This is a genomic window from Kribbella jejuensis (genome assembly GCF_006715085.1).
In the GTDB taxonomy this organism is placed as follows: domain Bacteria; phylum Actinomycetota; class Actinomycetes; order Propionibacteriales; family Kribbellaceae; genus Kribbella; species Kribbella jejuensis.
Genome location: NZ_VFMM01000001.1, coordinates 2,115,771 through 2,138,268, shown reverse-complemented (window position 1 = coordinate 2,138,268; position 22,498 = coordinate 2,115,771). Strand labels below are relative to the sequence as shown.

Below are 22,498 nucleotides of genomic sequence, written 5' to 3'. Positions count from 1 at the left end.
GCTGAAAGTGTCCGCCGGATGCGCCAAGATTGGTGCATGACGGATTTGCCGGCCTACTTGCGGCCTTTCGTCTTGGGGGTTCTGGAAGGTTCTGACGTACGCGTCGATCGCCTGGGGGAGATCGACCTGTACCGCCCGCCCGGTACCGCCCGAGGCGGCGCAATTCTCTTCGTGCACGGGGGACCCGGACCGGACGGCCTCGAGGTGATGCCTCGGGACTGGCCGGTCTACAAGGGCTACGCGACCGCTGCCGCCAGGCGAGGCCTGGTGGCCGCAGTCGTCGACCACAGCCTGATCCACGGCCTCGACCGCCTGGTCGAGGCCGCGGACGAGGTGGAGGCCGCGGTCGCCGTACTGCGTTCGGATCCACGGGTCGACCCCGATCGGGTCGGGCTGTGGTTCTTCTCGGGCGCCGGCCTGCTGGCCGGGGAGTGGCTGGACAGCCGCCCCGACTGGCTGCGCTTCGTATCCCTGACCTACCCGTTGCTCGCCACCCCGCCCGGTGTCGACGATCTGGTAACTGCTGCCGAGGTGATCGGCAAACACAAGGACCTGCCTGTGCTGCTGACAAGAGTCGGACTCGAGCGTGAGGAGCTCGCCGGTCCGGTAGCGGAGTTCGTCTCCGCGGGTGGCGCCGCGCTGGACATCATCGACGTACCGAAAGGGCACCACGGGTTCGACATGCTCGACCACACCGAAGAATCACGCGCCGCCGTGACCAAGGCTCTCGACTGGGCGATCGCCCACCTCGGCGAGCAGCCTGGCGCCGACGGCAAGCTCCTCGTCCCACCACCACCGGCCCGGAAGACGACCACCACCACCGCTACCCGCCGGACGACCAGGACCGCGGTCGCCACGGCTCCCAAGGCACCTGCCGAACCCGCCACTCGGCAGGCACCGAAGCCCGAACAGCCACCGGCCGTCCCGGCAGCTGTCACGCCGGCCGCTCCTGTCGTGCCGGCCGTCCAGGCATCGCTTGCGGACTTAGGGGTGGCCACGGTGGCCGCTGTCACCGCCGAGACGCCCGCGGCGCGGGTGATCGCCCGCGAGCACGCGGCGTACGCCGCACACGACCTCGAGGCCTTCCTGGCGACGTACTCGCCGACGGCGCGCATCCTGCTCGCGAACGGCTCCGAACTGAAGGGCCGCCGGTTCCTCCGGGAGTATTACCGCCCGCTCTTCGAGGCCGGCCGCTGCAAGACCGAAGTGCTGCAGAAGATCACCCTGGGGGAGTGGGTGGTGGAGCACGTGAACAGCTACGACGACGACGGCGCCGTCCCGCAGCTGGCGCTCTACCGGGTCGTCGACGGCGCTATCACCGACGTCGAGTTCCGTGCCTGAAGGTTTCTCCGCTGCGTCGATCGGGTCCCAGGACCCGATCGACCACCTCGCCGAGTTCGACCGGACGGCCGCCGAGCTGGCGGCCGTCCTCGGCGATCTCGACCCGTCCCGGCCGGTGCCCGCGTGCCCGGGCTGGACGGTCGCCGACCTGGCGCTGCACATCGGCTCCGGGCAGCGCTGGGCGGCCTCGATCGTGCTCAGCGGCACCTCCCAGCAGGTCCCGGAGGTACTGCGGACGACGATCTCCTGGGCCGACTGGTATGCCGCCACCAGCGCGGCGCTGTCCGCGGCGATCCGGGCGGTCGATCCGGACGAACCCTGCTGGAACTTCGCGCCGGTCGATCAGCGCGCCGGATTCTGGGCCCGGCGGCGCCTGCATGAGACGGTCATCCACCTCGTGGACGCCCGGCAGGCCGCCGCTCAAGAGGCCGGCACTGGTCTGGAGGTGATACCTGCGGCGATCGCGGCCGACGGAGTGGACGAGGTGTTCGAGGTGTTCCTGCCCCGGATGCTCGCCCGCGGGTTCGCTCCGGCGGTCACCCGGCAGGTCGGCGTACGGGCCACCGACACCGGGCACGAATGGACGCTGACGCCTTTGTCAGAAGGGAATCCGCCCGCGGTCGAGCGCGGCAGGGCGGTCGGCGAAGCGGTGCTCTCGGGGACCGCGGCGGAGCTCGACCTGTGCCTGTGGAAGCGCTTGCCGACGGCCGTTCTGACGGTCGAGGGAGACGCAGTCGTGGGCAGCGATTTCCTGGCCGGCAGGGCCACTCCGTAGGCCCTGTACACTGGAAGGGCGGAGGCTCTCCACGGCGGTCGGTTACTCATTTTGACCGTGCTTGAGGCACCCGCTAGTCTTAACGATCGTGCCCGGGGTCTTTCCTGGGCCGTCATGCGTGCCCCGAGTCCTTCGGGTCGGGCCGCGTGGCACGGGACTCCTGCCGACAGTCTGGAAGATTACGGCTTCGGTCTGCTCGTGCGCACGCGACACACCCGACCGCGGGGGTCAGGTAAAAGCTACAAACCCAGCCGGACGACAGAAAGAGCTACGCGGTGCCCACCATTCAGCAGCTGGTCCGCAAGGGCCGCCAGGACAAGGTGTCCAAGAACAAGACGCCGGCCCTGAAGGGTTCCCCTCAGCGTCGTGGTGTGTGCACGCGCGTCTACACGACCACGCCGAAGAAGCCGAACTCGGCCCTTCGTAAGGTCGCGCGTGTCCGCCTGACCAGCGGCATCGAGGTCACCGCGTACATCCCCGGTGTCGGCCACAACCTGCAGGAGCACTCGATCGTGCTCGTCCGTGGCGGCCGGGTGAAGGACCTCCCGGGTGTCCGCTACAAGATCATCCGCGGTTCGCTCGACACCCAGGGTGTGAAGAACCGTAAGCAGGCCCGCAGCCTCTACGGCGCGAAGAAGGAGAAGAGCTAATGCCGCGCAAGGGCCCCGCCCCGAAGCGCCCGGTCATCATCGACCCGGTCTACAGTTCGCCGCTCGTCACCCAGTTGATCTCCAAGATCCTGGTCGACGGCAAGAAGCAGATCGCCCAGCGGATCGTCTACGACGCGCTCGAGGGCACCCGGACGAAGACCGGCACCGACCCGGTGATCACGCTGAAGCGTGCGCTGGACAACGTGAAGCCGAGCATCGAGGTGAAGAGCCGCCGGGTCGGTGGCGCCACCTACCAGGTGCCGATCGAGGTCAAGCCGGGCCGGTCGACCACGCTGGCGCTGCGCTGGCTGACGACGTACTCGCGGGCCCGCCGCGAGAAGACCATGTCCGAGCGGCTGATGAACGAGATCCTGGACGCGTCCAACGGTCTCGGTGCGTCGGTGAAGCGCCGCGAGGACACGCACAAGATGGCCGAAGCCAACAAGGCTTTCGCCCACTACCGCTGGTGATCCGGGGTCCGATCCGGACCCCAGCGCTCACCCTTTGACGCAGTACAGAATCGAGAGGTAGACCACCGAGGTGGCCGTACAAATCACCACCGACCTGGCCAAGGTCCGCAACATCGGGATCATGGCCCACATCGACGCCGGCAAGACGACGACGACCGAGCGGATCCTCTTCTACACCGGTATCACCTACAAGATCGGTGAGGTCCACGAGGGCGCCGCCACGATGGACTGGATGGAGCAGGAGCAGGAGCGCGGCATCACGATCACGTCCGCCGCGACGACCTGCACCTGGAAAGACCACACCATCAACATCATCGACACCCCGGGCCACGTCGACTTCACCGTCGAGGTGGAGCGTTCGCTGCGCGTGCTCGACGGCGCCGTCGCGGTGTTCGACGGCGTTGCCGGTGTGGAGCCGCAGTCCGAGACCGTGTGGCGCCAGGCGGACCGGTACGGCGTCCCGCGGATCTGCTTCGTCAACAAGCTGGACCGCACCGGCGCGGAGTTCATGCGCTGCGTCGACATGATCCGGGACCGCCTCGCCGCGGTGCCGCTGGTCATGCAGCTGCCGATCGGGTCCGAGGCCGACTTCATCGGCGTCGTCGACCTGGTGGGCATGCGCGCGCTGACCTGGCGCGGCGAGACCAAGATGGGCGAGGACTACACGGTCGAGGAGATCCCGGCCAGCCACACCGAGCTCGCGGCCGAGTGGCGGGACAAGCTGATCGAGACCGTCGCCGAGGCCGACGACGAGATCATGGAGCTGTACCTGGAGGGCGAGGAGCCGACCCAGGAGCAGCTGGTCGCCGCCATCCGTCGCGCGACCCTGGCCAGCAAGCTGACCCCGGTCCTGACCGGTACGGCCTTCAAGAACAAGGGCGTCCAGCCGCTGCTCGACGCGGTGAACGCGTACCTGCCGAGCCCGATCGACGTCCCGGCCATCGAGGGCCACGACGTCAAGGACGCGGAGAAGGTCGTGCTGCGCAAGCCGGACGACAGCGAGCCGTTCTCGGCGCTGGCGTTCAAGATCGCCGCCGACCCGCACCTGGGCAAGCTGACCTTCATCCGGGTGTACTCGGGCAAGCTCGAGACCGGCACCCAGGTGCTGAACCCGACCAAGGGCCGCAAGGAGCGGATCGGCAAGATCTACCGGATGCACGCGAACAAGCGTGAGGAGATCGCGTCGATCGGCGCCGGCCACATCGTCGCCGTGATGGGTCTGAAGGACACCACCACCGGTGAGACGCTGGCCGACCCGGCGAACCCGGTCGTGCTGGAGTCGATGCAGTTCCCGGCCCCGGTCATCTCGGTCGCCATCGAGCCCAAGTCGAAGGCCGACCAGGAGAAGCTGGGCGTCGCGATCCAGCGGCTCGCCGAGGAGGACCCGACCTTCGTGGTCCGCACCGACGAGGAGACCGGCCAGACCATCATCGCCGGTATGGGCGAGCTGCACCTCGAGGTGCTGGTCGATCGGATGAAGCGCGAGTTCCGGGTCGAGGCCAACGTCGGCAAGCCGCAGGTCGCCTACCGCGAGACCATCACCAAGAAGGTCGAGAAGGTCGACTACACGCACAAGAAGCAGACCGGTGGTTCGGGTCAGTTCGGTCGCGTGATCATCGACATCGAGCCGACCTCGGTGGAGGCCGGTGGCGAGGGCGGGTACGAGTTCGTCAACGCCGTCACCGGTGGCCGCATCCCCCGGGAGTACATCCCGTCGGTGGACGAGGGCTGCCAGGAGGCGATGGAGTTCGGCGTACTGGCCGGCTACCCGATGGTGGACGTGAAGGTGACGCTGCAGGACGGCGCGTACCACGACGTCGACTCCTCGGAGCTCGCCTTCAAGATCGCCGGTTCGATGGCCTTCAAGGAGGCTGCTCGCCGGGCCGGTCCGGTCATCCTGGAGCCGATGTTCGCCGTCGAGGTCACGACGCCCGAGGACTACATGGGCGACGTGATCGGCGACCTCAACTCCCGCCGTGGCCAGATCCAGCAGATGGACGAGGGCCCCGGTGGCAGCCGGGTCGTCAAGGCTCTGGTACCACTGTCGGAGATGTTCGGGTATGTCGGTGACCTGCGGTCGAAGACCCAGGGCCGCGCGTCCTACTCGATGCAGTTCGATTCCTACGCCGAGGTTCCGAAGAACGTGGCGGAAGAGATCATCAAGAAGGCCCGGGGCGAGTAACAACTCGTTCCTGGCCACCACACCCCAAGCGCGTCGGCGTACGGCGTAGTCAACATTTATCTAGGAGGGCCCCAGTGGCGAAGGCGAAGTTCGAGCGGACTAAGCCGCACGTCAACATCGGCACCATCGGTCACATCGACCACGGTAAGACCACTCTTACCGCGGCGATCACCAAGGTGCTGCACGACAAGTACCCGGACCTGAACGAGGCCTCGGCCTTCGATCAGATCGACAAGGCGCCGGAAGAGCGCCAGCGCGGTATCACCATCTCGATCGCGCACGTCGAGTACCAGACCGAGGCCCGGCACTACGCCCACGTCGACTGCCCGGGTCACGCGGACTACATCAAGAACATGATCACCGGTGCGGCCCAGATGGACGGTGCGATCCTGGTCGTCGCCGCCACCGACGGCCCGATGCCGCAGACGCGTGAGCACGTGCTGCTCGCCCGTCAGGTCGGCGTGCCGGCGATGGTCGTCGCCCTGAACAAGTGCGACATGGTCGACGACGAGGAGATCCTGGAGCTCGTCGAGCTCGAGGTTCGCGAGCTGCTCTCGGAGCAGGAGTTCGACGGCGACAACGCGCCGATCGTGCGGGTTGCCGCGCACCCGGCGCTGCAGGGCGACGCCAAGTGGGGCGAGTCGATCATCGAGCTGATGAACGCTGTCGACGAGTACATCCCGCAGCCGGAGCGCGAGATCGACAAGCCGTTCCTGATGCCGGTGGAGGACGTCTTCACCATCACCGGTCGCGGTACGGTCGTCACCGGCCGGATCGAGCGCGGTGTCATCAAGGTCAACGAGACCGTCGACATCGTCGGCATCCACGAGACCAAGCAGTCCACGACTGTCACCGGTATCGAGATGTTCCGCAAGCTTCTCGACGAGGGCCAGGCCGGTGAGAACGTCGGTCTGCTGCTCCGTGGTACGAAGCGCGAGGACGTCGAGCGCGGCATGGTTGTGATCAAGCCGGGCACCACGACCCCGCACACGAACTTCGAGGCGTCGGTCTACATCCTTTCCAAGGAGGAGGGCGGCCGTCACACGCCGTTCTTCCAGAACTACCGCCCGCAGTTCTACTTCCGCACCACCGACGTCACCGGTGTCGTCACGCTGCCCGAGGGCACCGAGATGGTCATGCCGGGCGACAACACCGACATGACGGTCGAGCTGATCCAGCCGATCGCCATGGAGGACGGTCTGAAGTTCGCGATCCGTGAAGGTGGCCGCACCGTCGGCGCCGGCCGGGTCACCAAGATCATCAAGTGATCTCATGAGGTCCGCGAGGGCTCGGAACTGAGCCCCCGCGGACCTCTGCTTTGCGCCCGATCCCACGCTCAGGTGGGATGGGATCGGGCGTGAAGCCACCCGATTGGCGTTCCGGCGCCGATCTCTGGCACAATATTCAGGTTGCTCAGGCGAGGCCGCCGGGGCGCGTCCCAGATCTTCTTGATCTGGCTGGTGCGCCGGACCGGAGACCATGCCGAGGTTCCGGTCCGAGACCGGGGCCCCGATCTCCAAACCAGGTCGAAAAGCGGTGAGTCACGCGCGTTCCGCGCACGCGACACACCCGACCGCGGGGGTCGGAGCAACGCACCGTTAGACGATAGAGAAGGACGAAGCGAAGCGATGGCGGGACAGAAGATCCGCATCCGGCTGAAGGCCTACGACCACGAGGTCATCGACAGCTCGGCACGCAAGATTGTCGACACGGTGACGCGTACTGGTGCGAAGGTTGCTGGCCCGGTGCCGTTGCCGACGGAAAAGAACGTGTTCTGCGTCATCCGCTCGCCGCACAAGTACAAGGACAGCCGCGAGCACTTCGAGATGCGCACCCACAAGCGGCTCATCGACATCATCGACCCCACGCCGAAGACCGTCGACTCGCTGATGCGTCTCGACCTGCCGGCCGGTGTCGACATCGAGATCAAGCTCTGAGGACGCGGAAAGACCAATGAGCACTGTGAAGAACACGCGCGGTCTGCTGGGCACCAAGCTCGGCATGACCCAGACCTGGGACGAGAACAACCGCGTCGTCCCCGTCACCGTGATCCAGGCCGGCCCCTGCGTCGTCACCGGCGTCCGTACCTCGGACCGCGACGGCTACGACGGCGTGCAGATCGCTTTCGGCGACATCGACCCGCGCAAGGTGACCAAGCCCGCCCGCGGCCACTTCGACAAGGCCGGCGTGACCCCGCGCCGGCACCTGCTGGAGCTGCGCACCGCGGACGCGAGCGAGTACTCGCTGGGCCAGGAGCTGAAGGCCGAGACCTTCGCGGCCGGCGAGCGCGTCGACGTCTCCGCGACCAGCAAGGGCAAGGGCTTCGCCGGTGTCATGAAGCGGCACGGCTTCGGTGGTCTGCGGGCCACCCACGGTGTGCACAAGAAGCACCGTTCGCCGGGCTCCATCGGTGGCTGCGCCACCCCGGGCCGGGTCTTCAAGGGCCTGCGGATGGCCGGACGCATGGGTGGCGAGAACGTCACCACGCAGAACGTCTCCGTGCACGCTGTGGACACCGAGCGCGGCCTGATCCTGCTGAAGGGTGCGGTCCCGGGCCCCAAGGGCGGCCTGGTGCTGATCCGCAACGCCGCGAAGGGAGCTGCGAAGTGAGCACCGTCGACGTCGTCGCCGTGAAGGGCGACAAGGTCACCAAGAAGGGTTCCGCCGAGCTTCCGGCCGAGCTGTTCGACGTCCAGGTCAACGTGCCGCTGATCCACCAGGTCGTGGTGGCCCAGCTGGCGGCGGCCCGTCAGGGCACGCACAAGGCGAAGACCCGGGGCGAGGTGTCCGGCGGTGGCGCCAAGCCGTACCGCCAGAAGGGCACCGGTCGCGCCCGCCAGGGTTCGACCCGCGCGCCACAGTTCACCGGTGGTGGCGTCGTCCACGGCCCGGTGCCGCGCGACTACAGCCAGCGGACCCCGAAGAAGATGATCGCCGCCGCGCTCCGCGGCTCGCTGTCGGACCGGGCCCGTGACGGCCGCGTGTTCGTCGTCGAGAGCTTCGTGGACGGCGACAAGCCTTCCACCAAGTCGGCGCTGAAGGTGCTCGGCGAGGTCACCGACCCGGGCAAGGCGCTGGTCGTGGTCGACCGCGCCGACGAGATCACCTGGCTGAGCCTGCGCAACGTGCAGCACGTGCACCTGATCGCGGCCGACCAGCTGAACGCGTACGACGTGCTGTGCAGCGACGCGGTCGTGTTCACCAAGAGTGCACTCGACGCGTTCGTCGCCGGCGCGCCCAAGGGCAAGTCCGTCAAGGCCGTCGCCACGTCGACTGAGGCCGAGGAGGTAGAAGCATGAGCCACGGAGTCAACAAGGACCCCCGCGACGTGCTGCTCCGGCCGGTCGTGAGCGAGAAGAGCTACGGCCTGCTGGACGAGCAGAAGTACACGTTCGAGGTCGCACCGGACGCCAACAAGACCGAGATCAAGCTCGCGGTCGAGAAGGTGTTCAAGGTCAAGGTCACGGACGTCAACACCCTGAACCGCAAGGGCAAGCGCCGCCGCACTCGTGCCGGCTGGGGCAAGCGCCCGGACACCAAGCGGGCGATCGTGACGCTGAAGGGCGACGACCGCATCGATATCTTCGGAGGCCAGTCGTAATGGGAATCCGCAAGTACAAGCCGACGACGCCGGGCCGCCGTGGCTCGAGCGTGGCCGACTTCGTCGAGCTCACCCGTTCGACCCCGGAGAAGTCGCTGCTGCGTCCGCTGCCGAAGAAGGGCGGCCGGAACAGCTCCGGCAAGATCACCACCCGGCACCACGGTGGCGGTCACAAGCGGGCGTACCGGCTGATCGACTTCAAGCGCTACGACAAGGACGGCGTGCCGGCCAAGGTCGCGCACATCGAGTACGACCCGAACCGCACCGCGCGGATCGCGCTGCTGCACTACGTGGACGGCGAGAAGCGCTACATCCTCGCCCCGTCCACCCTGCAGCAGGGCACGATCGTCGAGAACGGCCCGGCCGCCGACATCAAGGTGGGCAACAACCTGCCGCTGCGCAACATCCCGGTCGGTTCCACGATCCACGCGGTCGAGCTGCGGCCCGGCGGCGGCGCCAAGATGGCCCGCTCGGCCGGTTCCAGCATCCAGCTGGTCGCCAAGGAAGGCCGGATGGCCACCCTGCGGATGCCGTCCGGCGAGGTCCGGATGGTCGACGTGCGCTGCCGCGCCACCCTCGGTGAGGTCGGCAACGGCGAGCAGTCGAACATCAACTGGGGCAAGGCGGGCCGGATGCGCTGGAAGGGCAAGCGCCCGACCGTCCGCGGTGTCGCGATGAACCCGGTCGACCACCCGCACGGTGGTGGTGAGGGTAAGACCTCGGGTGGTCGCCACCCGGTGTCCCCGTGGGGCCAGCCGGAAGGCCGGACCCGCACCCGCAAGGAAAGCGACCGCATGATCGTCCGGCGTCGCAAGGCCGGCAAGAAGCGCTGATAGGGAGCCGGCCAGATGCCACGTAGTCTCAAGAAGGGCCCGTTCGTCGACCACCACCTGATGAAGAAGGTGGAGGTGCAGAACGAGAAGGGCACCAAGAACGTCATCAAGACCTGGTCCCGCCGATCGATGATCGTGCCGGACATGATCGGCCACACGCTCGCGGTGCACGACGGCCGCAAGCACGTGCCGGTGTTCGTGACGGACTCGATGGTCGGGCACAAGCTCGGCGAGTTCGCCCCGACCCGGACGTTCAAGGGTCACGAGAAGGACGACCGGAAGTCACGGCGTCGCTGACCCGCAAGGGATTCAGTGACGAAGCGAAAGCAATCTACGGAGAGATTCGAACATCATGAGCGTTCAAGAGCGTAGGGCGATCAGCGCCCGTCGCGAGAGCCTGCTGGGCGAGCAGCCCGGGGCCTTCGCGGTCGCGCGCTTCGTCCGCGTGACGCCGATGAAGGCGCGCCGCGTGGTCGACCTGGTGCGCGGTCTGGGCGTCGACGACGCACTCGCCACTCTGAAGTTCGCCCCGCAGGCCGCTGCCGCGACCGTGTACAAGGTCGTCGACAGCGCCGCGGCGAACGCCGAGGGCACCGAACACCTGAGCCGGGCCGACCTGATCGTGGTCAAGGCCTTCGTGGACGAGGGTCCGACGCTGAAGCGTCACCGCCCGCGTGCGCAGGGCCGGGCCACCCGGATCGACAAGCGGACCAGCCACATCACCGTGGTCGTCGGCCCGCGGGAGTCCGACGAGCCTGTCGAGAAGGCGCCGGCCAAGAAGGCCGCCGCCAAGAAGACGGCGGACGCGGACACGGCCAAGAAGGCTCCGGCGAAGAAGGCTGCCAAGAAGGCTGCCGACGCCAAGCCTGCGGACGAGGCCGCGGACAAGCCGGCCAAGAAGGCGACCGCCAAGAAGACGGCTGCCAAGAAGGCCACCGCTGAGAAGAAGGAGTCCTGACGTGGGACAGAAGGTAAACCCGCACGGGTTCCGTCTCGGCATCAGCACCGACCACAAGAGCCGTTGGTACGCCGACAAGCTGTACAAGGACTACGTGGGCGAGGACGTCAAGATCCGCCGCCTGCTGAGCAAGGGCATGGAGCGCGCCGGCATCTCCCGCGTGGAGATCGAGCGCACCCGTGACCGGGTCCGGGTCGACATCCACACCGCCCGTCCGGGCATCGTGATCGGCCGCCGTGGCGCCGAGGCGGACCGCATCCGCGGCTCGCTCGAGGAGCTCACCGGCAAGCAGGTGCAGCTGAACATCCTCGAGGTGAAGAACTCCGAGGTCGACGCCCAGTTGGTCGCGCAGGGCGTGGCCGAGCAGCTGTCCGGCCGCGTGGCGTTCCGCCGCGCGATGCGCAAGGCGATGCAGACCACCATGCGTGGCGGCGCCCTGGGCATCCGGATCCAGTGCTCCGGCCGGCTCGGTGGCGCGGAAATGTCGCGGTCGGAGTTCTACCGCGAGGGTCGCGTCCCGCTGCACACGCTGCGGGCCGACATCGACTACGGCTTCTACGAGGCCCGGACGACCTTCGGCCGGATCGGCGTGAAGGTCTGGATCTACAAGGGTGACGTCGCCGGCTCCCGGGCCGAGCGCGAGGCGCAGGCCGCGGCCCGCGCCGCCACTCAGCAGCGCCGGCCGGCCCGCCGCGACGACCGCGGTGGCCGTGGTGGCGACCGTGACCGCGGTGACCGTGGCGGCCGTGGTGGCCGTGGCGACAACCGCCGCGATTCGCGTAACGACAACGCGGCTGTGCCGGCAAACAGCGGGGCTGCGGAGTCCGCGCCGGCTGCCGACAAGGCGACCGAGACGACCGGAACGGAGAGCTGACCGATGCTCATCCCCCGCAAGGTCAAGCACCGCAAGCAGCACCACCCGACGCGCTCCGGCGCGGCCAAGGGTGGTACCTCGCTCGCCTTCGGTGAGTTCGGCATCCAGGCACTGGAGAGCCACTACGTCACCAACCGGCAGATCGAGGCCGCTCGTATCGCGATGACCCGGCACATCAAGCGTGGCGGCAAGGTGTGGATCAACATCTACCCGGACCGTCCGCTGACCAAGAAGCCGGCCGAGACCCGGATGGGTTCCGGTAAGGGTTCGCCGGAATGGTGGATCGCCAACGTGAAGGCCGGCCGCGTGATGTTCGAGCTCTCCGGTGTTCCGGAGGAGATCGCTCGCGAGGCGATGCGCCGCGCGATCCACAAGTTGCCGATGAAGTGCCGCTTCATCACCCGAGAGGCAGGTGAGAACTGATGGCTACCCTGACCGCCGCCGAGCTGCGGAACCTGGGCCGGGACGAGCTGCTGAGCAAGCTCGGCGAAGCCAAGGAGGAGCTGTTCAACCTCCGGTTCCAGGCTGCCACGGGCCAGCTGGAGTCCCACGGCCGGCTGCGCGCCGTCCGTAAGGACATCGCCCGCATCTACACGGTGCTGTCGGAGCGCGCTCTGGGCATCACCGAAGAGGTCGACGCTCCGGCCGAGGCGGCCGCGGACGTGGACGCTGCGGACGACAGTGAGAAGGCGAACGCATGACCGAGAACGTGAAGGACGAGACCGTGAGCACGACCGCCGAGGCGCGAGGCCGCCGGAAGACCCGTGAGGGTCTGGTGCTGAGCGACAAGATGGACAAGACCGTCGTGGTCGAGGTCGAGGACCGGGTCAAGCACCACCTGTACGGCAAGGTCATCCGCCGGACCAGCAAGCTCAAGGCCCACGACGAGCAGAACGCCGCCGGTATCGGCGACCGCGTCCTCCTGATGGAGACCCGGCCGCTGTCGGCGACCAAGCGCTGGCGCGTCGTCGAGATTCTCGAGAAGGCCAAGTAGTTCCCAGCCGCGGCTGGCAACCAATCGAAATTATTCGTTCCGCAAGGCTCGGCGCAGCTGAGAACCAGCGAGACAACCAGGAGATCAACAGATGATCCAGCAGGAGTCGCGACTGAAGGTCGCCGACAACACGGGCGCGAAGGAGATCCTTTGCATCCGCGTTCTCGGTGGCTCCGGTCGGCGCTACGCCGGTGTCGGTGACACGATCGTCGCCACCGTCAAGGACGCGATCCCCGGCGGTGGTGTGAAGAAGGGTGACGTCGTCAAGGCGGTCGTCGTGCGGACCGTGAAGGAGCGCCGGCGTCCGGACGGCTCCTACATCCGCTTCGACGAGAACGCCGCCGTGATCCTCAAGGCCGACGGCGAGCCGCGCGGCACCCGCATCTTCGGCCCGGTCGGCCGTGAGCTGCGGGAGAAGCGCTTCATGAAGATCATCTCGCTCGCACCGGAGGTGCTCTGAGATGGCCCAAGAAAAAAAGGCGCAGAAGAAGCTGCACGTACGGAAGGGTGACCAGGTCCGGGTGATCTCGGGTCGCTCGAAGGGCCTCGAGGGCAAGATCATCCAGGTCTTCCCGAACGACGAGAAGGTCATCGTCGAGGGCGTGAACCGGGTCAAGAAGCACACCAAGGTGCAGCAGGCCCAGCGCGGCGGCACCACCGGTGGCATCGTCACCCAGGAAGCCCCGATCCACGTCTCCAACGTGATGCTTGTCGTCGAGGTCGAGAAGGACGGCAAGAAGCAGAAGGTGACCACCCGCGTCGGCTACAACCGCGTCGAGGTGCAGAAGCGCCGTCCCGACGGTTCGACGTACACCGGTTACCGGAGCGTCCGGATCGCCCGGCGTACCGGCGAGGAGATCTGATGAGCACGGCAGTTACCGAGAGCAAGGTCGCTCCGCGGCTGAAGACGAAGTACCGCGAGGAGATCGTCGGCAAGCTGCACGAGGAGTTCAAGTACGCCAACGTCATGCAGGTGCCCGGGCTCACCAAGATCGTGGTGAACATGGGCGTCGGCGAGGCGGCGCGCGACTCCAAGCTGATCGAGGGCGCGGTGAAGGACCTGGCCGCGATCACCGGCCAGAAGCCGCAGGTCACCAAGGCCCGCAAGTCGATCGCGCAGTTCAAGCTGCGTGAGGGGATGCCGATCGGCGCCCACGTGACGCTGCGCGGCGACCGGATGTGGGAGTTCCTGGACCGGCTGCTGGCGCTCGCGCTGCCCCGGATCCGCGACTTCCGCGGCCTGTCCCCGAAGCAGTTCGACGGCACCGGGAACTACACCTTCGGTCTGACCGAGCAGGTGATGTTCCACGAGATCAACCAGGACCGGATCGACCGCGTCCGGGGCATGGACATCACCGTGGTCACCACCGCGACGAACGACGACGAGGGTCGGGCCCTGCTGCGGGCGCTCGGCTTCCCGTTCAAGGAGAACTGACGTGGCGAAGACAGCACTCAAGGTCAAGCAGGCCCGGAAGCCGAAGTTCGCGGTGCGCGGTTACACCCGCTGCCAGCGTTGCGGCCGGCCGAAGGCGGTCTTCCGCAAGTTCGGCCTCTGCCGGATCTGCCTGCGGGAGATGGCGCACCGGGGCGAGCTGCCCGGTGTCACCAAGTCCAGCTGGTGACCTTTTCCACTCCAGAACTTCTCCCTATTCACCACCACCTAGTCACCGTAGGTCGCCGAACGGCGAAACCACGGCGGGAAAGAGGCCCCAGGCCATGACGATGACCGACCCGATCGCAGACATGTTGACGCGTCTGCGGAACGCCAACCAGGCGTACCACGAGTCGACCACGATGCCGTACAGCAAGATCAAGCAGGGCATCGCCGACATTCTCCAGCAGGAGGGCTACATCGCCTCCTACAAGGTCGAGGAGCCCAAGGAGGGCGCCGTCGGCAAGACCCTGATCGTCGACCTCAAGTTCGGTCCGAGCCGGGAGCGCTCCATCGCGGGTGTGCGCCGGATCTCGAAGCCGGGCCTGCGGGTCTACGCGAAGTCGACCAACCTGCCCAAGGTCCTCGGTGGCCTGGGCGTCGCGATCATCTCGACGTCCCAGGGACTACTGACCGACAAGCAGGCCAAGAACAAGGGCGTCGGCGGGGAAGTCCTCGCCTACGTCTGGTGACGAAGAACCGGAAGGAGGACCACAAGAATGTCTCGCATCGGTAAGCTCCCGGTCACGGTCCCGTCCGGCGTCGACGTCACGATCGACGGCCAGACGGTCACCGTGAAGGGTCCGAAGGGTCAGCTGTCGCACGTCGTCGCTGAGCCGATCGTGGTCAACCGGGACGAGGACGGCGCGATCGCCGTGACCCGCCCCGACGACCAGCGCAAGAGCAAGGAACTGCACGGTCTGTCCCGCACCCTGATCGCCAACCTGGTGACCGGCGTGACGGACGGCTACGAGAAGAAGCTCGAGATCGTCGGTGTCGGTTACCGGGTGATCTCCAAGGGCCCGACCCAGCTGGAGTTCTCGCTGGGCTACAGCCACCCCATCACGGTGGACGCGCCGGAAGGCATCACGTTCAACGTGGAGGCGCCGACCCGGTTCTCGGTGATCGGCATCGACAAGCAGTCGGTCGGTGAGGTCGCCGCCAACATCCGCAAGCTGCGTAAGCCCGAGCCGTACAAGGGCAAGGGTGTGCGGTACGCCGGCGAGCAGGTGCGCCGCAAGGTCGGAAAGGCTGGTAAGTAACCATGGCGATCGGACTGCGGCACAACAAGCACTCCGCCAAGAAGACGGCCTCGCGGCTGCGGCGCCAGATTCGGGTCCGGAAGAAGATCAACGGCACGGCCGACCGGCCGCGGCTGGTGGTCACCAAGTCGTCGCGGCACCTGTTCGTTCAGGTGATCGACGACGTCGCCGGCAAGACGCTGGTGTCCGCCTCCACCATGGAGGCCGACCTGCGCGGCGCGTCGGACAACAAGACCGACAAGGCCAAGACCGTCGGCGGCCTGATCGCCGACCGGGCCAAGGCCGCCGGCATCGACGCGGTCGTGTTCGACCGCGCCGGTAACAAGTACCACGGCCGCATCGCAGCCCTGGCCGATGCCGCTCGCGAGGGCGGGCTCGGGTTCTGACATGGCGTACACAAAGGAAGGTAGTTCGAAATGAGCGGAGGCCAGCAGCGTCGCGGAGGCGGCGCCGGTGGTGAGCGCCGTGGCCGCGACGGTGGTCGCGGTCAGCAGGCGGACAAGACCGCCTACATCGAGCGCGTGGTAGCCATCAACCGGGTCGCCAAGGTCGTGAAGGGTGGTCGGCGCTTCAGCTTCACCGCCCTTGTGGTCGTCGGTGACGGTGAAGGCACCGTCGGTGTGGGTTACGGCAAGGCCAAGGAGGTGCCCGCGGCGATCGCCAAGGGTGTCGAGGAGGCCAAGAAGGCATTCTTCAAGGTGCCGAGGATCCAGGGCACCATCCCGCACCCGGTCCAGGGCGAGAAGGCCGCCGGCGTGGTCATGCTGCGTCCGGCCGCGCCCGGTACCGGTGTGATCGCGGGCGGTTCGGCGCGCGCCGTACTGGAGTGCGCCGGGATCCACGACATCCTCAGCAAGTCGCTGGGCTCGTCCAACTCCATCAACGTGGTGCACGCCACCGTTGAGGCGCTGCGCAGCCTGGAGACCCCGGAGGCCGTGGCCGCGCGCCGTGGCCTGCCGGTCGAGGACGTCGCTCCGGCAGCCCTGCTGAAGGCGCGGGCGGAGGTGGCTTCCTGATGGCACGCCTGAAGGTGACCCAGGTCCGTTCGGGCATCGGTGGCAAGCAGAACCAGCGCGACACGCTGCGCACCCTGGGCGTCAAGCGGATCGGCGACAGCGCCGTCCACGAGGACAAGCCCGAGGTCCGGGGCATGGTCCGTGCGGTTCGCCACCTCATCACTGTCGAGGAGGTCGACTGACATGGCGCTCAAGGTTCACCACCTGCGTCCGGCGCCCGGTGCCAAGACCGCCAAGACCCGCGTGGGTCGTGGTGAGGGCAGCAAGGGCAAGACCGCCGGCCGCGGTACCAAGGGCAGCAAGGCGCGCAACAACATCCCCGAGTACTTCGAGGGTGGCCAGATGCCGCTGCACATGCGGCTCCCGAAGCTGAAGGGCTTCAAGAGCAGGAACCGGGTGGAGTTCCAGGTCGTTAACCTGGACAAGCTCGGACAACTGTTTCCCGAGGGTGGCGAGGTCGGCGTGGCCGAGCTGGTCGCCAAGGGCGCGGTTCGTCGTGGTCAGCCGGTGAAGGTACTGGGTGACGGCGAACTGACCGTGGCACTGCAGGTCTCGGCACACAAGTTCTCGAAGTCCGCCACGGACAAGATCCAGGCGGCTGGGGGAACCACGACCGAGGTGTGACACGAGGTCCAGGGCTCGTAACGATCGGTGCTTGATATCCTGCGCCGGTCGGACGGGCCCTGGCTCGTCTCTTGCCCAGCGGCTCAGCTAGGCCCCTGCCGTGCCCGCGGCAAGGGAAACATGTGGGAGGACAAGGTGTTAAGCGCCTTCGCCAACGCGTTCAAGACCCCGGACCTGCGCCGGAAGATCTTGTTCGTGCTCTTCATCGTCGTGATCTTCCGGATCGGCTCCGTGGTGCCGGCCCCGGGTGTGAACGTCCAGTCGCTGCACACTTGTATCAAGATCTCGCAGGGTGGCGCGAACGCGAACCTGTACAGCTTGATCAACCTGTTCTCCGGTGGCGCGCTGCTGCAGCTCGCGATCTTCGCGCTCGGCATCATGCCGTACATCACCGCCAGCATCATCCTGCAGTTGCTCACCGTGGTGATCCCGCGGCTGGAGTCGCTGAAGAAGGAGGGCCAGGCGGGACAGGCGAAGATCACCCAGTACACCCGGTTCCTGACTGTCGGTCTGGCGATCCTGCAGTCGACCGCCTTCGTGGCGCTGGCCCGGACGCCGGGCCGGCTGTTCCAGGGCTGCAGTGAGCCGCTGCTCTACAAGGACGACTGGTTCACCGTCACCGTGATGGTGCTGACCATGACCGCCGGCACCGGCGTGATCATGTGGCTCGGTGAGCTGATCACCGACCGCGGCGTCGGTAACGGCATGTCGATCCTGATCTTCACCCAGATCGTCGCCACCTTCCCGACCAACCTGTGGAGTATCCGCAAGCAGAAGGGCGTCACCACCTTCGTCGTGGTGATCGCGATCGGTCTGGTCATCATGGCCGCGGTCATCTTCATCGAGCAGGCGCAGCGCCGGATCCCCGTCCAGTACGCCAAGCGCATGGTCGGGCGGAAGATGTTCGGCGGCACCTCGACGTACATTCCGCTGAAGGTGAACCAGGCCGGGGTCATCCCGGTCATCTTCGCCTCCAGCCTGCTGTACCTCCCGGTCCTGGTCAGTCAGTTCCAGCAGGGCAAGAGCTGGTCGAACTGGATCCAAGGGAACCTGGTCAAGGGCGACCACCCGATCTACATGGTGACGTATGTCGCCCTGATCATCTTCTTCACGTACTTCTACGTCTCGATCACCTTCAACCCGAAGGAAGTCGCGGACAACATGAAGAAATACGGCGGCTTCATCCCGGGTATCCGGGCCGGGCGGCCGACCGAGGAATACCTGAAGTACGTGTTGGACCGCATCACGCTGCCGGGCGCGATCTACCTCGCGGCGATCTCGATGATCCCGCTGGTGGCCCTCGTCCTGCTGAACGCGAGCCAGAACTTCCCGTTCGGTGGTACGTCGATCCTGATCATGGTCGGCGTCGGACTCGACACGGTGAAGCAGATCGAGAGTCAGCTGCAGCAGCGTAACTACGAAGGGTTCCTGCGCTGATGAGAATGTTGCTGATGGGTCCGCCCGGGGCGGGCAAGGGCACGCAGGCAAAGGTGCTTGCGGAACGCCTGAATATCCCGGCCGTGTCCACCGGCGACATCTTCCGTGCGAACGTGAAGGACCAGACGCCGCTCGGTGTCGAGGCGAAGCGCTACATGGACGCCGGCGACTACGTGCCGGACGAGGTCACCAACGCGATGGTGCGGGACCGGCTGTCCGAGGCCGACGCCGGCGACGGCTTCCTGCTCGACGGGTACCCGCGGACGCTGGCCCAGGTCGGCACGCTGGACGAGATCATCGCCGACCACGGCCACAAGCTGGACGCCGTGGTGGCGCTGGTCGCCGACACCGACGTACTGGTCGGCCGGATGCTCAAGCGGGCCCAGACCGACGGCCGTTCGGACGACTCCGAAGAGGTCATCCGGCACCGCCAGGATGTGTACGCCGCCGAGACCAAGCCGCTGCTCGCGGTGTACGCCGAGCGCGGCCTGCTCGTCGAGGTGGACGGCGTCGGCGAGATCGACGAGGTCAGCGAGCGCGTCCTCGCCGCGTTGAAGTCGATCACGGAGTAGCGAGCGCACGTGATGTTCAGGGACCGCGGTATCGAGATCAAGACCCGCGAGCAGATTCTGGCGATGCGCAAGGCCGGCCTGGTGGTCGGCCGCACGCTGGAGCTGCTCCGCGGCTCGGTCCGGGCCGGTATCAGTACCGCCGAGCTGGACGCGATCGCCGAGGACAACATCCGGTCCTCCGGCGCCACCCCGTCGTTCAAGGGCTACCACGGGTTCACCGGCTCGATCTGCGCGTCGGTGAACGACGAGATCGTGCACGGCATCCCCGGCGGCCGGGTGCTGGCCGAGGGTGATCTGATCTCGATCGACTGCGGTGCGATCGTCGACGGTTGGCACGGCGACGCCGCGATCACCGTCGGGGTCGGCGAGGTCGCCGAGGAACTGCTCGAGCTGGCCCGGGTCTGCGAGGAGTCGATGTGGCGCGGGTTCGCCGCCGCCCGGCTCGGTGGCCGGCTGTCCGACATCTCGGCCGCGGTCGAGTCGCACGTCCGCGCGAACTCGTCGTACGGGATCGTCGAGGACTTCGTCGGGCACGGCATCGGCTCGGCCATGCACCAACCGCCGAACGTGCCGAACTTCGGCCGTCCCGGTCGCGGCCCGAAGCTGGTCGAGGGGATGGCGCTCGCGGTCGAGCCGATGCTGACCCTCGGCAAGCAGGACAACCACACGCTCGAGGACGACTGGACGGTCGTCACCGACGACGGCCAGGCCGCCGCTCACACCGAGCACACGTTCACTCTCACTCCGCAAGGCCCGTGGGTGCTCACCGCCCTCGACGGTGGCGAGGCGAAACTCGCCGAACTCGGCGTCACGTTCGGCCCGCTGTCCGACTGATCGGTGGACCCTGCTGGTCCACCCGTTGGGGGACGCGGGCGGACCTGAGCTGAGGCACACTTGAGACATGCCTCAGTACCAGCCGCATCAGCGATTCACCGAAGCCGACCGGGACAAGATCGCCGGACGGTTGCGGGACGCTTTCGCGGACGGCCGGCTGGACCAGCCCGAGTTCTCGTCCCGGCTCGACCAGCTGTACGCGGTGCAGACGTACGGCGAACTCGAACCGCTGGTGCGTGACCTGCCGCCGGTGCGTACGTACCAGACGCCCGCGGTGGTCCAGGACACCACGCCCGCACCCGAGCCGGGCAGCTTCCCGGAGCGTCAGCGGCGGCGCGACAACCGTCCGCGCCGGCACGGACTGGCTGCGCTGGGTGGTGGCTTCACCGGTGTGGTGGCGATCAACGTCGTGATCTGGTTCGTGGTCGGGCTCGGCAACGGCGGTCACTGGCCGCACTTCTGGCCGGTCTGGCTGCTGATCCCCTGGGCGATCATCGCCCTCGGCGGCCTCGGCAGGCGCCGTTGACCGCGCCCCCGGTCAGTCGCCGAGTAGCCGGTCCGCGGTTGCGGCCGGCTGTGGCGTGGCAGGTGCATGAGGGGGCCGCGATCGTCTACGTGGTGTGGTTCGTGGTCGCCGTACCGTTGGCGATCATCGGGCTGTTGCTGGAACCGCGGTGGGTCGGGTGGGTGGTGATGGCCTGGTTCGTGGTGCTGGTGGTGTTCACGGTGGCGCTGCGGATCGGTGACAGCAGGCGGCGGCGCGAGTGGGTGGACGCCGCCGGGCAGCTGGGGTGGCGGGTCAGCGCGTCCGGTGACGAACTGCTGGAACGTTGGCCGTTCCCACCGTTCGACACGGACCCGAAGGCCGACGTGGTGGACGTGACGTCCGGGCGGCATCGCGGGCGCGAGTTCTGGACCGGGCGGTTCCGGCACAAGGTCCGGCGACGTGAGCTCGGCTTCGACTTCCTCGACCTGCAGGTGGACCGGCCGTTGCCGCCGCTGCAGATCCTGCCCGCGGGCCTCGCACCGGTCGCCGCGGCCAGCCTGCTGCCGCTGCCGGTCGAGGTCGACGGTCTGCAGACGCAGTACCGGTTGTACAACGGGCGCGAGGACCATGCCCGCGCAGTGCTGCACCCGCGGGCGGTGGCCGCGCTGGCCGACGTACCGCCGTTCGGCTTCAGTTGCGAGGGGCGGCGGTTCGTCGCGATCCTGCCGGCGTACCGGGATTCCGGGACCGCCCTGGCCCAGTTGGACGCGGCCTGTGACCTGCTCGACCTGATGCCCGAACAGGTCTGGCGCGCCGGCGAACAGTGGGCGGCTAGTCAGCAGGAGTCCTGAGCAATCCCACGAGTGCCGACAGTCCACCGTCGCCGTGCCCGGCATCCACGGCCCGCTGCATCAATTCACCCATCGGGGTCAGCAGCCTCGGGTCGACACCTTGCCGTTCGGCTGTGGTGACCAGGTTCTCGTAGGCAGCTGCTTGCATCGAGAGATTCGAGTCGGCCGTAGTCGCAGGACCGTGGTCGAGTTCCCTGGCCATGCTGGGGAGGCTCGTCAGCATCGCCGTCAGCCACGGGACCAGGAAGTCGTTGGTGAACGGCTCCGTCGGGTTACCTGAACTGGTGATGAGGGCGAGGGCGTGCTGGGCGCCGCCGAACATTCCGTACATCGCGCTGAGCAGGGCGATGTCGTACAGCGCGGCGAGGCCCGGATCCGTTCCGACGTACGCCGGACGCGCGAGCACCTCGAGCGCCGGACGGTGCTGCTCTAACACGTCCTGCGGGCCGCTGTAGAAGATGAAGGCGCCCGGCGTACCGATCATCGGTGGGACGGCCATGATCCCGCCGTCGAGGTACTGCGCTCCCGCGGCGGCTGCTCGCTCCGCCGTGCCACGGGCCTGGTCGGGCGTGCTGTTGGTGAGGTTGACGACTGTCCGGCCGGTGAGGTCGACGCCGTCCAGCGTGCTGCGGACGGTGTCGTCGACGAGCAGGCAGACGACGACGAGCGGGCCGGCGGCGATCGCGTCCGCGACGGTCGTGGCGCGGATCGCACCGAGGGCGTCGAGCTCGGGGGAGCGGCCGGGGGTGCGGTTCCAGACGGTGGTCGGGTGGCCGGCGGCGAGGAAGGCGCGGGCGAGGGCGGTTCCCATCGCCCCGAGCCCGAGGACGGTGACAGGTGACTTCATGGGGTCCACCTTCGAGCTGCGGCTTTACGATGGACAAGTACCGACTAAAAAGTCAGGTACTGACGGAAAGGTAAGTATGCGCCCGTACACCTGTGGTCTGGACGCGGCGGCCGACGTGATCGGCGGGAAGTGGAAGCCAAGGATCCTCTGGGCGTTGCATCACGGCCCGATGCGGTTCGGGGAGTTGCGGCGGGAGATCCCTGGGGTGACCGAGAAGATGCTGGTCCAGCAGTTGCGCGAACTGGAGTCGCGCAGCATCGTGCACCGGGAGGTGTTCCACCAGGTGCCACCTAAGGTCGAGTACTCACTCACCGAGCTCGGGCAGTCGCTGAACGTCGCCTTGTTGCCGCTCGACGCGTGGGGTGCGGAGCATATGGCGGAGCTGGAGAGTACCCGCTGAGGGGTCAATTGGGATGATGGCCGCGCGTGGCGTACACTTTTTCCTTGGCTCTTTGTAG

33 protein-coding genes and 1 pseudogene are annotated in these 22,498 nt (G+C 67.4%); 33 read left to right on the top strand and 1 reads right to left on the bottom strand.

The window, feature by feature from the left end:
* The first annotated feature begins 36 nt into the window (after positions 1-36).
* From FB475_RS10500 to FB475_RS10345, 32 genes and pseudogenes are all read left to right on the top strand, one after another.
* Positions 37-1,341 carry a nuclear transport factor 2 family protein gene (locus FB475_RS10500; RefSeq protein ID WP_141854831.1) on the top strand — a complete coding sequence of 435 codons (1,305 nt, stop codon included), beginning with the start codon at positions 37-39 and terminating at the stop codon, positions 1,339-1,341.
* The gene (locus FB475_RS10495; RefSeq protein ID WP_238332074.1) at positions 1,334-2,116 is read left to right on the top strand and encodes a maleylpyruvate isomerase N-terminal domain-containing protein; all 783 of its coding nucleotides are present in this window, start codon (positions 1,334-1,336) and stop codon (positions 2,114-2,116) included. Before FB475_RS10500 ends, FB475_RS10495 begins: the two co-directional genes overlap by 8 nt.
* A 275-nt stretch (positions 2,117-2,391) precedes the next feature.
* A complete protein-coding gene (rpsL, locus tag FB475_RS10490; protein WP_141854829.1) occupies positions 2,392-2,766 on the top strand; it encodes a 30S ribosomal protein S12 in 375 nt (124 codons plus the stop codon).
* Positions 2,766-3,236, top strand: coding sequence for a 30S ribosomal protein S7 (rpsG, locus tag FB475_RS10485; RefSeq protein ID WP_141854827.1), 471 nt, complete (start codon positions 2,766-2,768; stop codon positions 3,234-3,236). The genes rpsL and rpsG overlap by 1 nt, the downstream gene beginning before the upstream one ends.
* Positions 3,237-3,357: 121 nt before the next feature.
* Positions 3,358-5,418: an elongation factor G gene (gene fusA / locus FB475_RS10480; protein ID WP_238332270.1), complete on the top strand. Its 2,061-nt coding sequence runs from the start codon at positions 3,358-3,360 to the stop codon at positions 5,416-5,418.
* A 74-nt stretch (positions 5,419-5,492) separates the two neighbouring features.
* Complete coding sequence (gene tuf / locus FB475_RS10475; RefSeq protein ID WP_141854823.1) at positions 5,493-6,686, top strand: elongation factor Tu; 1,194 nt, start codon at positions 5,493-5,495, stop codon at positions 6,684-6,686.
* Between the two features lie 360 nt (positions 6,687-7,046).
* Positions 7,047-7,355, top strand: coding sequence for a 30S ribosomal protein S10 (rpsJ, locus tag FB475_RS10470; protein WP_012923688.1), 309 nt, complete (start codon positions 7,047-7,049; stop codon positions 7,353-7,355).
* Between the two features lie 16 nt (positions 7,356-7,371).
* Complete coding sequence (gene rplC / locus FB475_RS10465; protein ID WP_141854820.1) at positions 7,372-8,028, top strand: 50S ribosomal protein L3; 657 nt, start codon at positions 7,372-7,374, stop codon at positions 8,026-8,028.
* On the top strand, positions 8,025-8,717 hold the full coding sequence (rplD, locus tag FB475_RS10460) for a 50S ribosomal protein L4 (RefSeq protein ID WP_141854818.1): 693 nt from the start codon (positions 8,025-8,027) through the stop codon (positions 8,715-8,717). Before rplC ends, rplD begins: the two co-directional genes overlap by 4 nt.
* Positions 8,714-9,019, top strand: coding sequence for a 50S ribosomal protein L23 (gene rplW / locus FB475_RS10455; RefSeq protein WP_141854816.1), 306 nt, complete (start codon positions 8,714-8,716; stop codon positions 9,017-9,019). Before rplD ends, rplW begins: the two co-directional genes overlap by 4 nt.
* Positions 9,019-9,852, top strand: a complete 834-nt coding sequence (gene rplB / locus FB475_RS10450; RefSeq protein WP_141854814.1) for a 50S ribosomal protein L2 — start codon at positions 9,019-9,021, stop codon at positions 9,850-9,852. The genes rplW and rplB overlap by 1 nt, the downstream gene beginning before the upstream one ends.
* A gap of 15 nt (positions 9,853-9,867) precedes the next feature.
* On the top strand, positions 9,868-10,149 hold the full coding sequence (rpsS, locus tag FB475_RS10445) for a 30S ribosomal protein S19 (RefSeq protein ID WP_141854812.1): 282 nt from the start codon (positions 9,868-9,870) through the stop codon (positions 10,147-10,149).
* A 55-nt stretch (positions 10,150-10,204) separates the two neighbouring features.
* Positions 10,205-10,678 (top strand): annotated as a pseudogene (gene rplV, locus FB475_RS10440) (50S ribosomal protein L22); the annotation flags it as partial.
* A gap of 133 nt (positions 10,679-10,811) precedes the next feature.
* Entirely contained in the window at positions 10,812-11,684 is an 873-nt protein-coding gene (gene rpsC, locus FB475_RS10435) for a 30S ribosomal protein S3 (RefSeq protein ID WP_141854808.1), read from the top strand.
* A 3-nt stretch (positions 11,685-11,687) separates the two neighbouring features.
* On the top strand, positions 11,688-12,107 hold the full coding sequence (gene rplP / locus FB475_RS10430; RefSeq protein ID WP_141854806.1) for a 50S ribosomal protein L16: 420 nt from the start codon (positions 11,688-11,690) through the stop codon (positions 12,105-12,107).
* The gene (gene rpmC, locus FB475_RS10425) at positions 12,107-12,385 is read left to right on the top strand and encodes a 50S ribosomal protein L29 (protein ID WP_141854804.1); all 279 of its coding nucleotides are present in this window, start codon (positions 12,107-12,109) and stop codon (positions 12,383-12,385) included. Before rplP ends, rpmC begins: the two co-directional genes overlap by 1 nt.
* Positions 12,382-12,678, top strand: a complete 297-nt coding sequence (rpsQ, locus tag FB475_RS10420; RefSeq protein ID WP_141854802.1) for a 30S ribosomal protein S17 — start codon at positions 12,382-12,384, stop codon at positions 12,676-12,678. Before rpmC ends, rpsQ begins: the two co-directional genes overlap by 4 nt.
* A 91-nt stretch (positions 12,679-12,769) precedes the next feature.
* Positions 12,770-13,138, top strand: coding sequence for a 50S ribosomal protein L14 (gene rplN, locus FB475_RS10415; RefSeq protein WP_012923677.1), 369 nt, complete (start codon positions 12,770-12,772; stop codon positions 13,136-13,138).
* 1 nt (position 13,139) lies between these two features.
* On the top strand, positions 13,140-13,541 hold the full coding sequence (rplX, locus tag FB475_RS10410; RefSeq protein ID WP_238332073.1) for a 50S ribosomal protein L24: 402 nt from the start codon (positions 13,140-13,142) through the stop codon (positions 13,539-13,541).
* Positions 13,541-14,113: a 50S ribosomal protein L5 gene (gene rplE / locus FB475_RS10405; protein ID WP_141854800.1), complete on the top strand. Its 573-nt coding sequence runs from the start codon at positions 13,541-13,543 to the stop codon at positions 14,111-14,113. Before rplX ends, rplE begins: the two co-directional genes overlap by 1 nt.
* A gap of 1 nt (position 14,114) precedes the next feature.
* Positions 14,115-14,300, top strand: a complete 186-nt coding sequence (locus FB475_RS10400; protein WP_012923674.1) for a type Z 30S ribosomal protein S14 — start codon at positions 14,115-14,117, stop codon at positions 14,298-14,300.
* 94 nt (positions 14,301-14,394) lie between these two features.
* Entirely contained in the window at positions 14,395-14,802 is a 408-nt protein-coding gene (gene rpsH / locus FB475_RS10395) for a 30S ribosomal protein S8 (protein ID WP_141854799.1), read from the top strand.
* Positions 14,803-14,829: 27 nt separating this feature from the next.
* A complete protein-coding gene (gene rplF, locus FB475_RS10390) occupies positions 14,830-15,372 on the top strand; it encodes a 50S ribosomal protein L6 (protein WP_141854797.1) in 543 nt (180 codons plus the stop codon).
* 2 nt (positions 15,373-15,374) lie between these two features.
* Positions 15,375-15,758, top strand: a complete 384-nt coding sequence (rplR, locus tag FB475_RS10385) for a 50S ribosomal protein L18 (RefSeq protein WP_141854795.1) — start codon at positions 15,375-15,377, stop codon at positions 15,756-15,758.
* Between the two features lie 30 nt (positions 15,759-15,788).
* A complete protein-coding gene (rpsE, locus tag FB475_RS10380; protein ID WP_141854793.1) occupies positions 15,789-16,388 on the top strand; it encodes a 30S ribosomal protein S5 in 600 nt (199 codons plus the stop codon).
* Positions 16,388-16,570 carry a 50S ribosomal protein L30 gene (gene rpmD / locus FB475_RS10375; RefSeq protein ID WP_141854791.1) on the top strand — a complete coding sequence of 61 codons (183 nt, stop codon included), beginning with the start codon at positions 16,388-16,390 and terminating at the stop codon, positions 16,568-16,570. Before rpsE ends, rpmD begins: the two co-directional genes overlap by 1 nt.
* Before the next feature lies 1 nt (position 16,571).
* The gene (gene rplO, locus FB475_RS10370; RefSeq protein ID WP_141854789.1) at positions 16,572-17,012 is read left to right on the top strand and encodes a 50S ribosomal protein L15; all 441 of its coding nucleotides are present in this window, start codon (positions 16,572-16,574) and stop codon (positions 17,010-17,012) included.
* Between the two features lie 135 nt (positions 17,013-17,147).
* Positions 17,148-18,449, top strand: a complete 1,302-nt coding sequence (gene secY / locus FB475_RS10365) for a preprotein translocase subunit SecY (protein ID WP_141857909.1) — start codon at positions 17,148-17,150, stop codon at positions 18,447-18,449.
* Positions 18,449-19,021 carry an adenylate kinase gene (locus tag FB475_RS10360; protein ID WP_185759181.1) on the top strand — a complete coding sequence of 191 codons (573 nt, stop codon included), beginning with the start codon at positions 18,449-18,451 and terminating at the stop codon, positions 19,019-19,021. Before secY ends, FB475_RS10360 begins: the two co-directional genes overlap by 1 nt.
* A gap of 12 nt (positions 19,022-19,033) precedes the next feature.
* Positions 19,034-19,855 (top strand): type I methionyl aminopeptidase, encoded by an 822-nt coding sequence (gene map / locus FB475_RS10355; protein WP_420359204.1) that lies wholly within the window; start codon positions 19,034-19,036, stop codon positions 19,853-19,855.
* Positions 19,856-19,922: 67 nt separating this feature from the next.
* Positions 19,923-20,381, top strand: coding sequence for a DUF1707 SHOCT-like domain-containing protein (locus FB475_RS10350; RefSeq protein ID WP_141854783.1), 459 nt, complete (start codon positions 19,923-19,925; stop codon positions 20,379-20,381).
* Positions 20,382-20,443: 62 nt separating this feature from the next.
* Complete coding sequence (locus FB475_RS10345; RefSeq protein ID WP_238332072.1) at positions 20,444-21,193, top strand: type III secretion system chaperone family protein; 750 nt, start codon at positions 20,444-20,446, stop codon at positions 21,191-21,193.
* On the opposite strand, the gene FB475_RS10340 is transcribed toward FB475_RS10345, so the two are convergent.
* Complete coding sequence (locus FB475_RS10340) at positions 21,174-22,040, bottom strand: NAD(P)-dependent oxidoreductase (RefSeq protein ID WP_141854780.1); 867 nt, start codon at positions 22,038-22,040, stop codon at positions 21,174-21,176. The two genes, FB475_RS10345 and FB475_RS10340, sit on opposite strands and share 20 nt — an antisense overlap.
* A 76-nt stretch (positions 22,041-22,116) precedes the next feature.
* Here FB475_RS10340 and FB475_RS10335 point away from each other — a divergent pair, with 76 nt between their 5' ends.
* A complete protein-coding gene (locus FB475_RS10335) occupies positions 22,117-22,440 on the top strand; it encodes a winged helix-turn-helix transcriptional regulator (protein ID WP_141854779.1) in 324 nt (107 codons plus the stop codon).
* The last annotated feature ends 58 nt before the right edge of the window (positions 22,441-22,498 follow it).

Bases quoted from the DNA above. Each gene is read 5' to 3' on its own strand.
- FB475_RS10500 (WP_141854831.1), top strand. From the start codon at position 37: ATGACGGATTTGCCGGCCTACTTGCGGCCTTTCGTCTTGGGGGTTCTG.
- rpsG (WP_141854827.1), top strand. From the start codon at position 2,766: ATGCCGCGCAAGGGCCCCGCCCCGAAGCGCCCGGTCATCATCGACCCG.
- fusA (WP_238332270.1), top strand. From the start codon at position 3,358: ATGGCCCACATCGACGCCGGCAAGACGACGACGACCGAGCGGATCCTC.
- rpsJ (WP_012923688.1), top strand. From the start codon at position 7,047: ATGGCGGGACAGAAGATCCGCATCCGGCTGAAGGCCTACGACCACGAG.
- rplC (WP_141854820.1), top strand. From the start codon at position 7,372: ATGAGCACTGTGAAGAACACGCGCGGTCTGCTGGGCACCAAGCTCGGC.
- rplW (WP_141854816.1), top strand. From the start codon at position 8,714: ATGAGCCACGGAGTCAACAAGGACCCCCGCGACGTGCTGCTCCGGCCG.
- rplB (WP_141854814.1), top strand. From the start codon at position 9,019: ATGGGAATCCGCAAGTACAAGCCGACGACGCCGGGCCGCCGTGGCTCG.
- rpsS (WP_141854812.1), top strand. From the start codon at position 9,868: ATGCCACGTAGTCTCAAGAAGGGCCCGTTCGTCGACCACCACCTGATG.
- rplP (WP_141854806.1), top strand. From the start codon at position 11,688: ATGCTCATCCCCCGCAAGGTCAAGCACCGCAAGCAGCACCACCCGACG.
- rpmC (WP_141854804.1), top strand. From the start codon at position 12,107: ATGGCTACCCTGACCGCCGCCGAGCTGCGGAACCTGGGCCGGGACGAG.
- rpsQ (WP_141854802.1), top strand. From the start codon at position 12,382: ATGACCGAGAACGTGAAGGACGAGACCGTGAGCACGACCGCCGAGGCG.
- rplN (WP_012923677.1), top strand. From the start codon at position 12,770: ATGATCCAGCAGGAGTCGCGACTGAAGGTCGCCGACAACACGGGCGCG.
- rplX (WP_238332073.1), top strand. From the start codon at position 13,140: ATGGCCCAAGAAAAAAAGGCGCAGAAGAAGCTGCACGTACGGAAGGGT.
- rplE (WP_141854800.1), top strand. From the start codon at position 13,541: ATGAGCACGGCAGTTACCGAGAGCAAGGTCGCTCCGCGGCTGAAGACG.
- rpsH (WP_141854799.1), top strand. From the start codon at position 14,395: ATGACGATGACCGACCCGATCGCAGACATGTTGACGCGTCTGCGGAAC.
- rplF (WP_141854797.1), top strand. From the start codon at position 14,830: ATGTCTCGCATCGGTAAGCTCCCGGTCACGGTCCCGTCCGGCGTCGAC.
- rplR (WP_141854795.1), top strand. From the start codon at position 15,375: ATGGCGATCGGACTGCGGCACAACAAGCACTCCGCCAAGAAGACGGCC.
- rpsE (WP_141854793.1), top strand. From the start codon at position 15,789: ATGAGCGGAGGCCAGCAGCGTCGCGGAGGCGGCGCCGGTGGTGAGCGC.
- rpmD (WP_141854791.1), top strand. From the start codon at position 16,388: ATGGCACGCCTGAAGGTGACCCAGGTCCGTTCGGGCATCGGTGGCAAG.
- rplO (WP_141854789.1), top strand. From the start codon at position 16,572: ATGGCGCTCAAGGTTCACCACCTGCGTCCGGCGCCCGGTGCCAAGACC.
- FB475_RS10360 (WP_185759181.1), top strand. From the start codon at position 18,449: ATGAGAATGTTGCTGATGGGTCCGCCCGGGGCGGGCAAGGGCACGCAG.
- map (WP_420359204.1), top strand. From the start codon at position 19,034: ATGTTCAGGGACCGCGGTATCGAGATCAAGACCCGCGAGCAGATTCTG.
- FB475_RS10350 (WP_141854783.1), top strand. From the start codon at position 19,923: ATGCCTCAGTACCAGCCGCATCAGCGATTCACCGAAGCCGACCGGGAC.
- FB475_RS10340 (WP_141854780.1), bottom strand. From the start codon at position 22,040: ATGAAGTCACCTGTCACCGTCCTCGGGCTCGGGGCGATGGGAACCGCC.
- FB475_RS10335 (WP_141854779.1), top strand. From the start codon at position 22,117: ATGCGCCCGTACACCTGTGGTCTGGACGCGGCGGCCGACGTGATCGGC.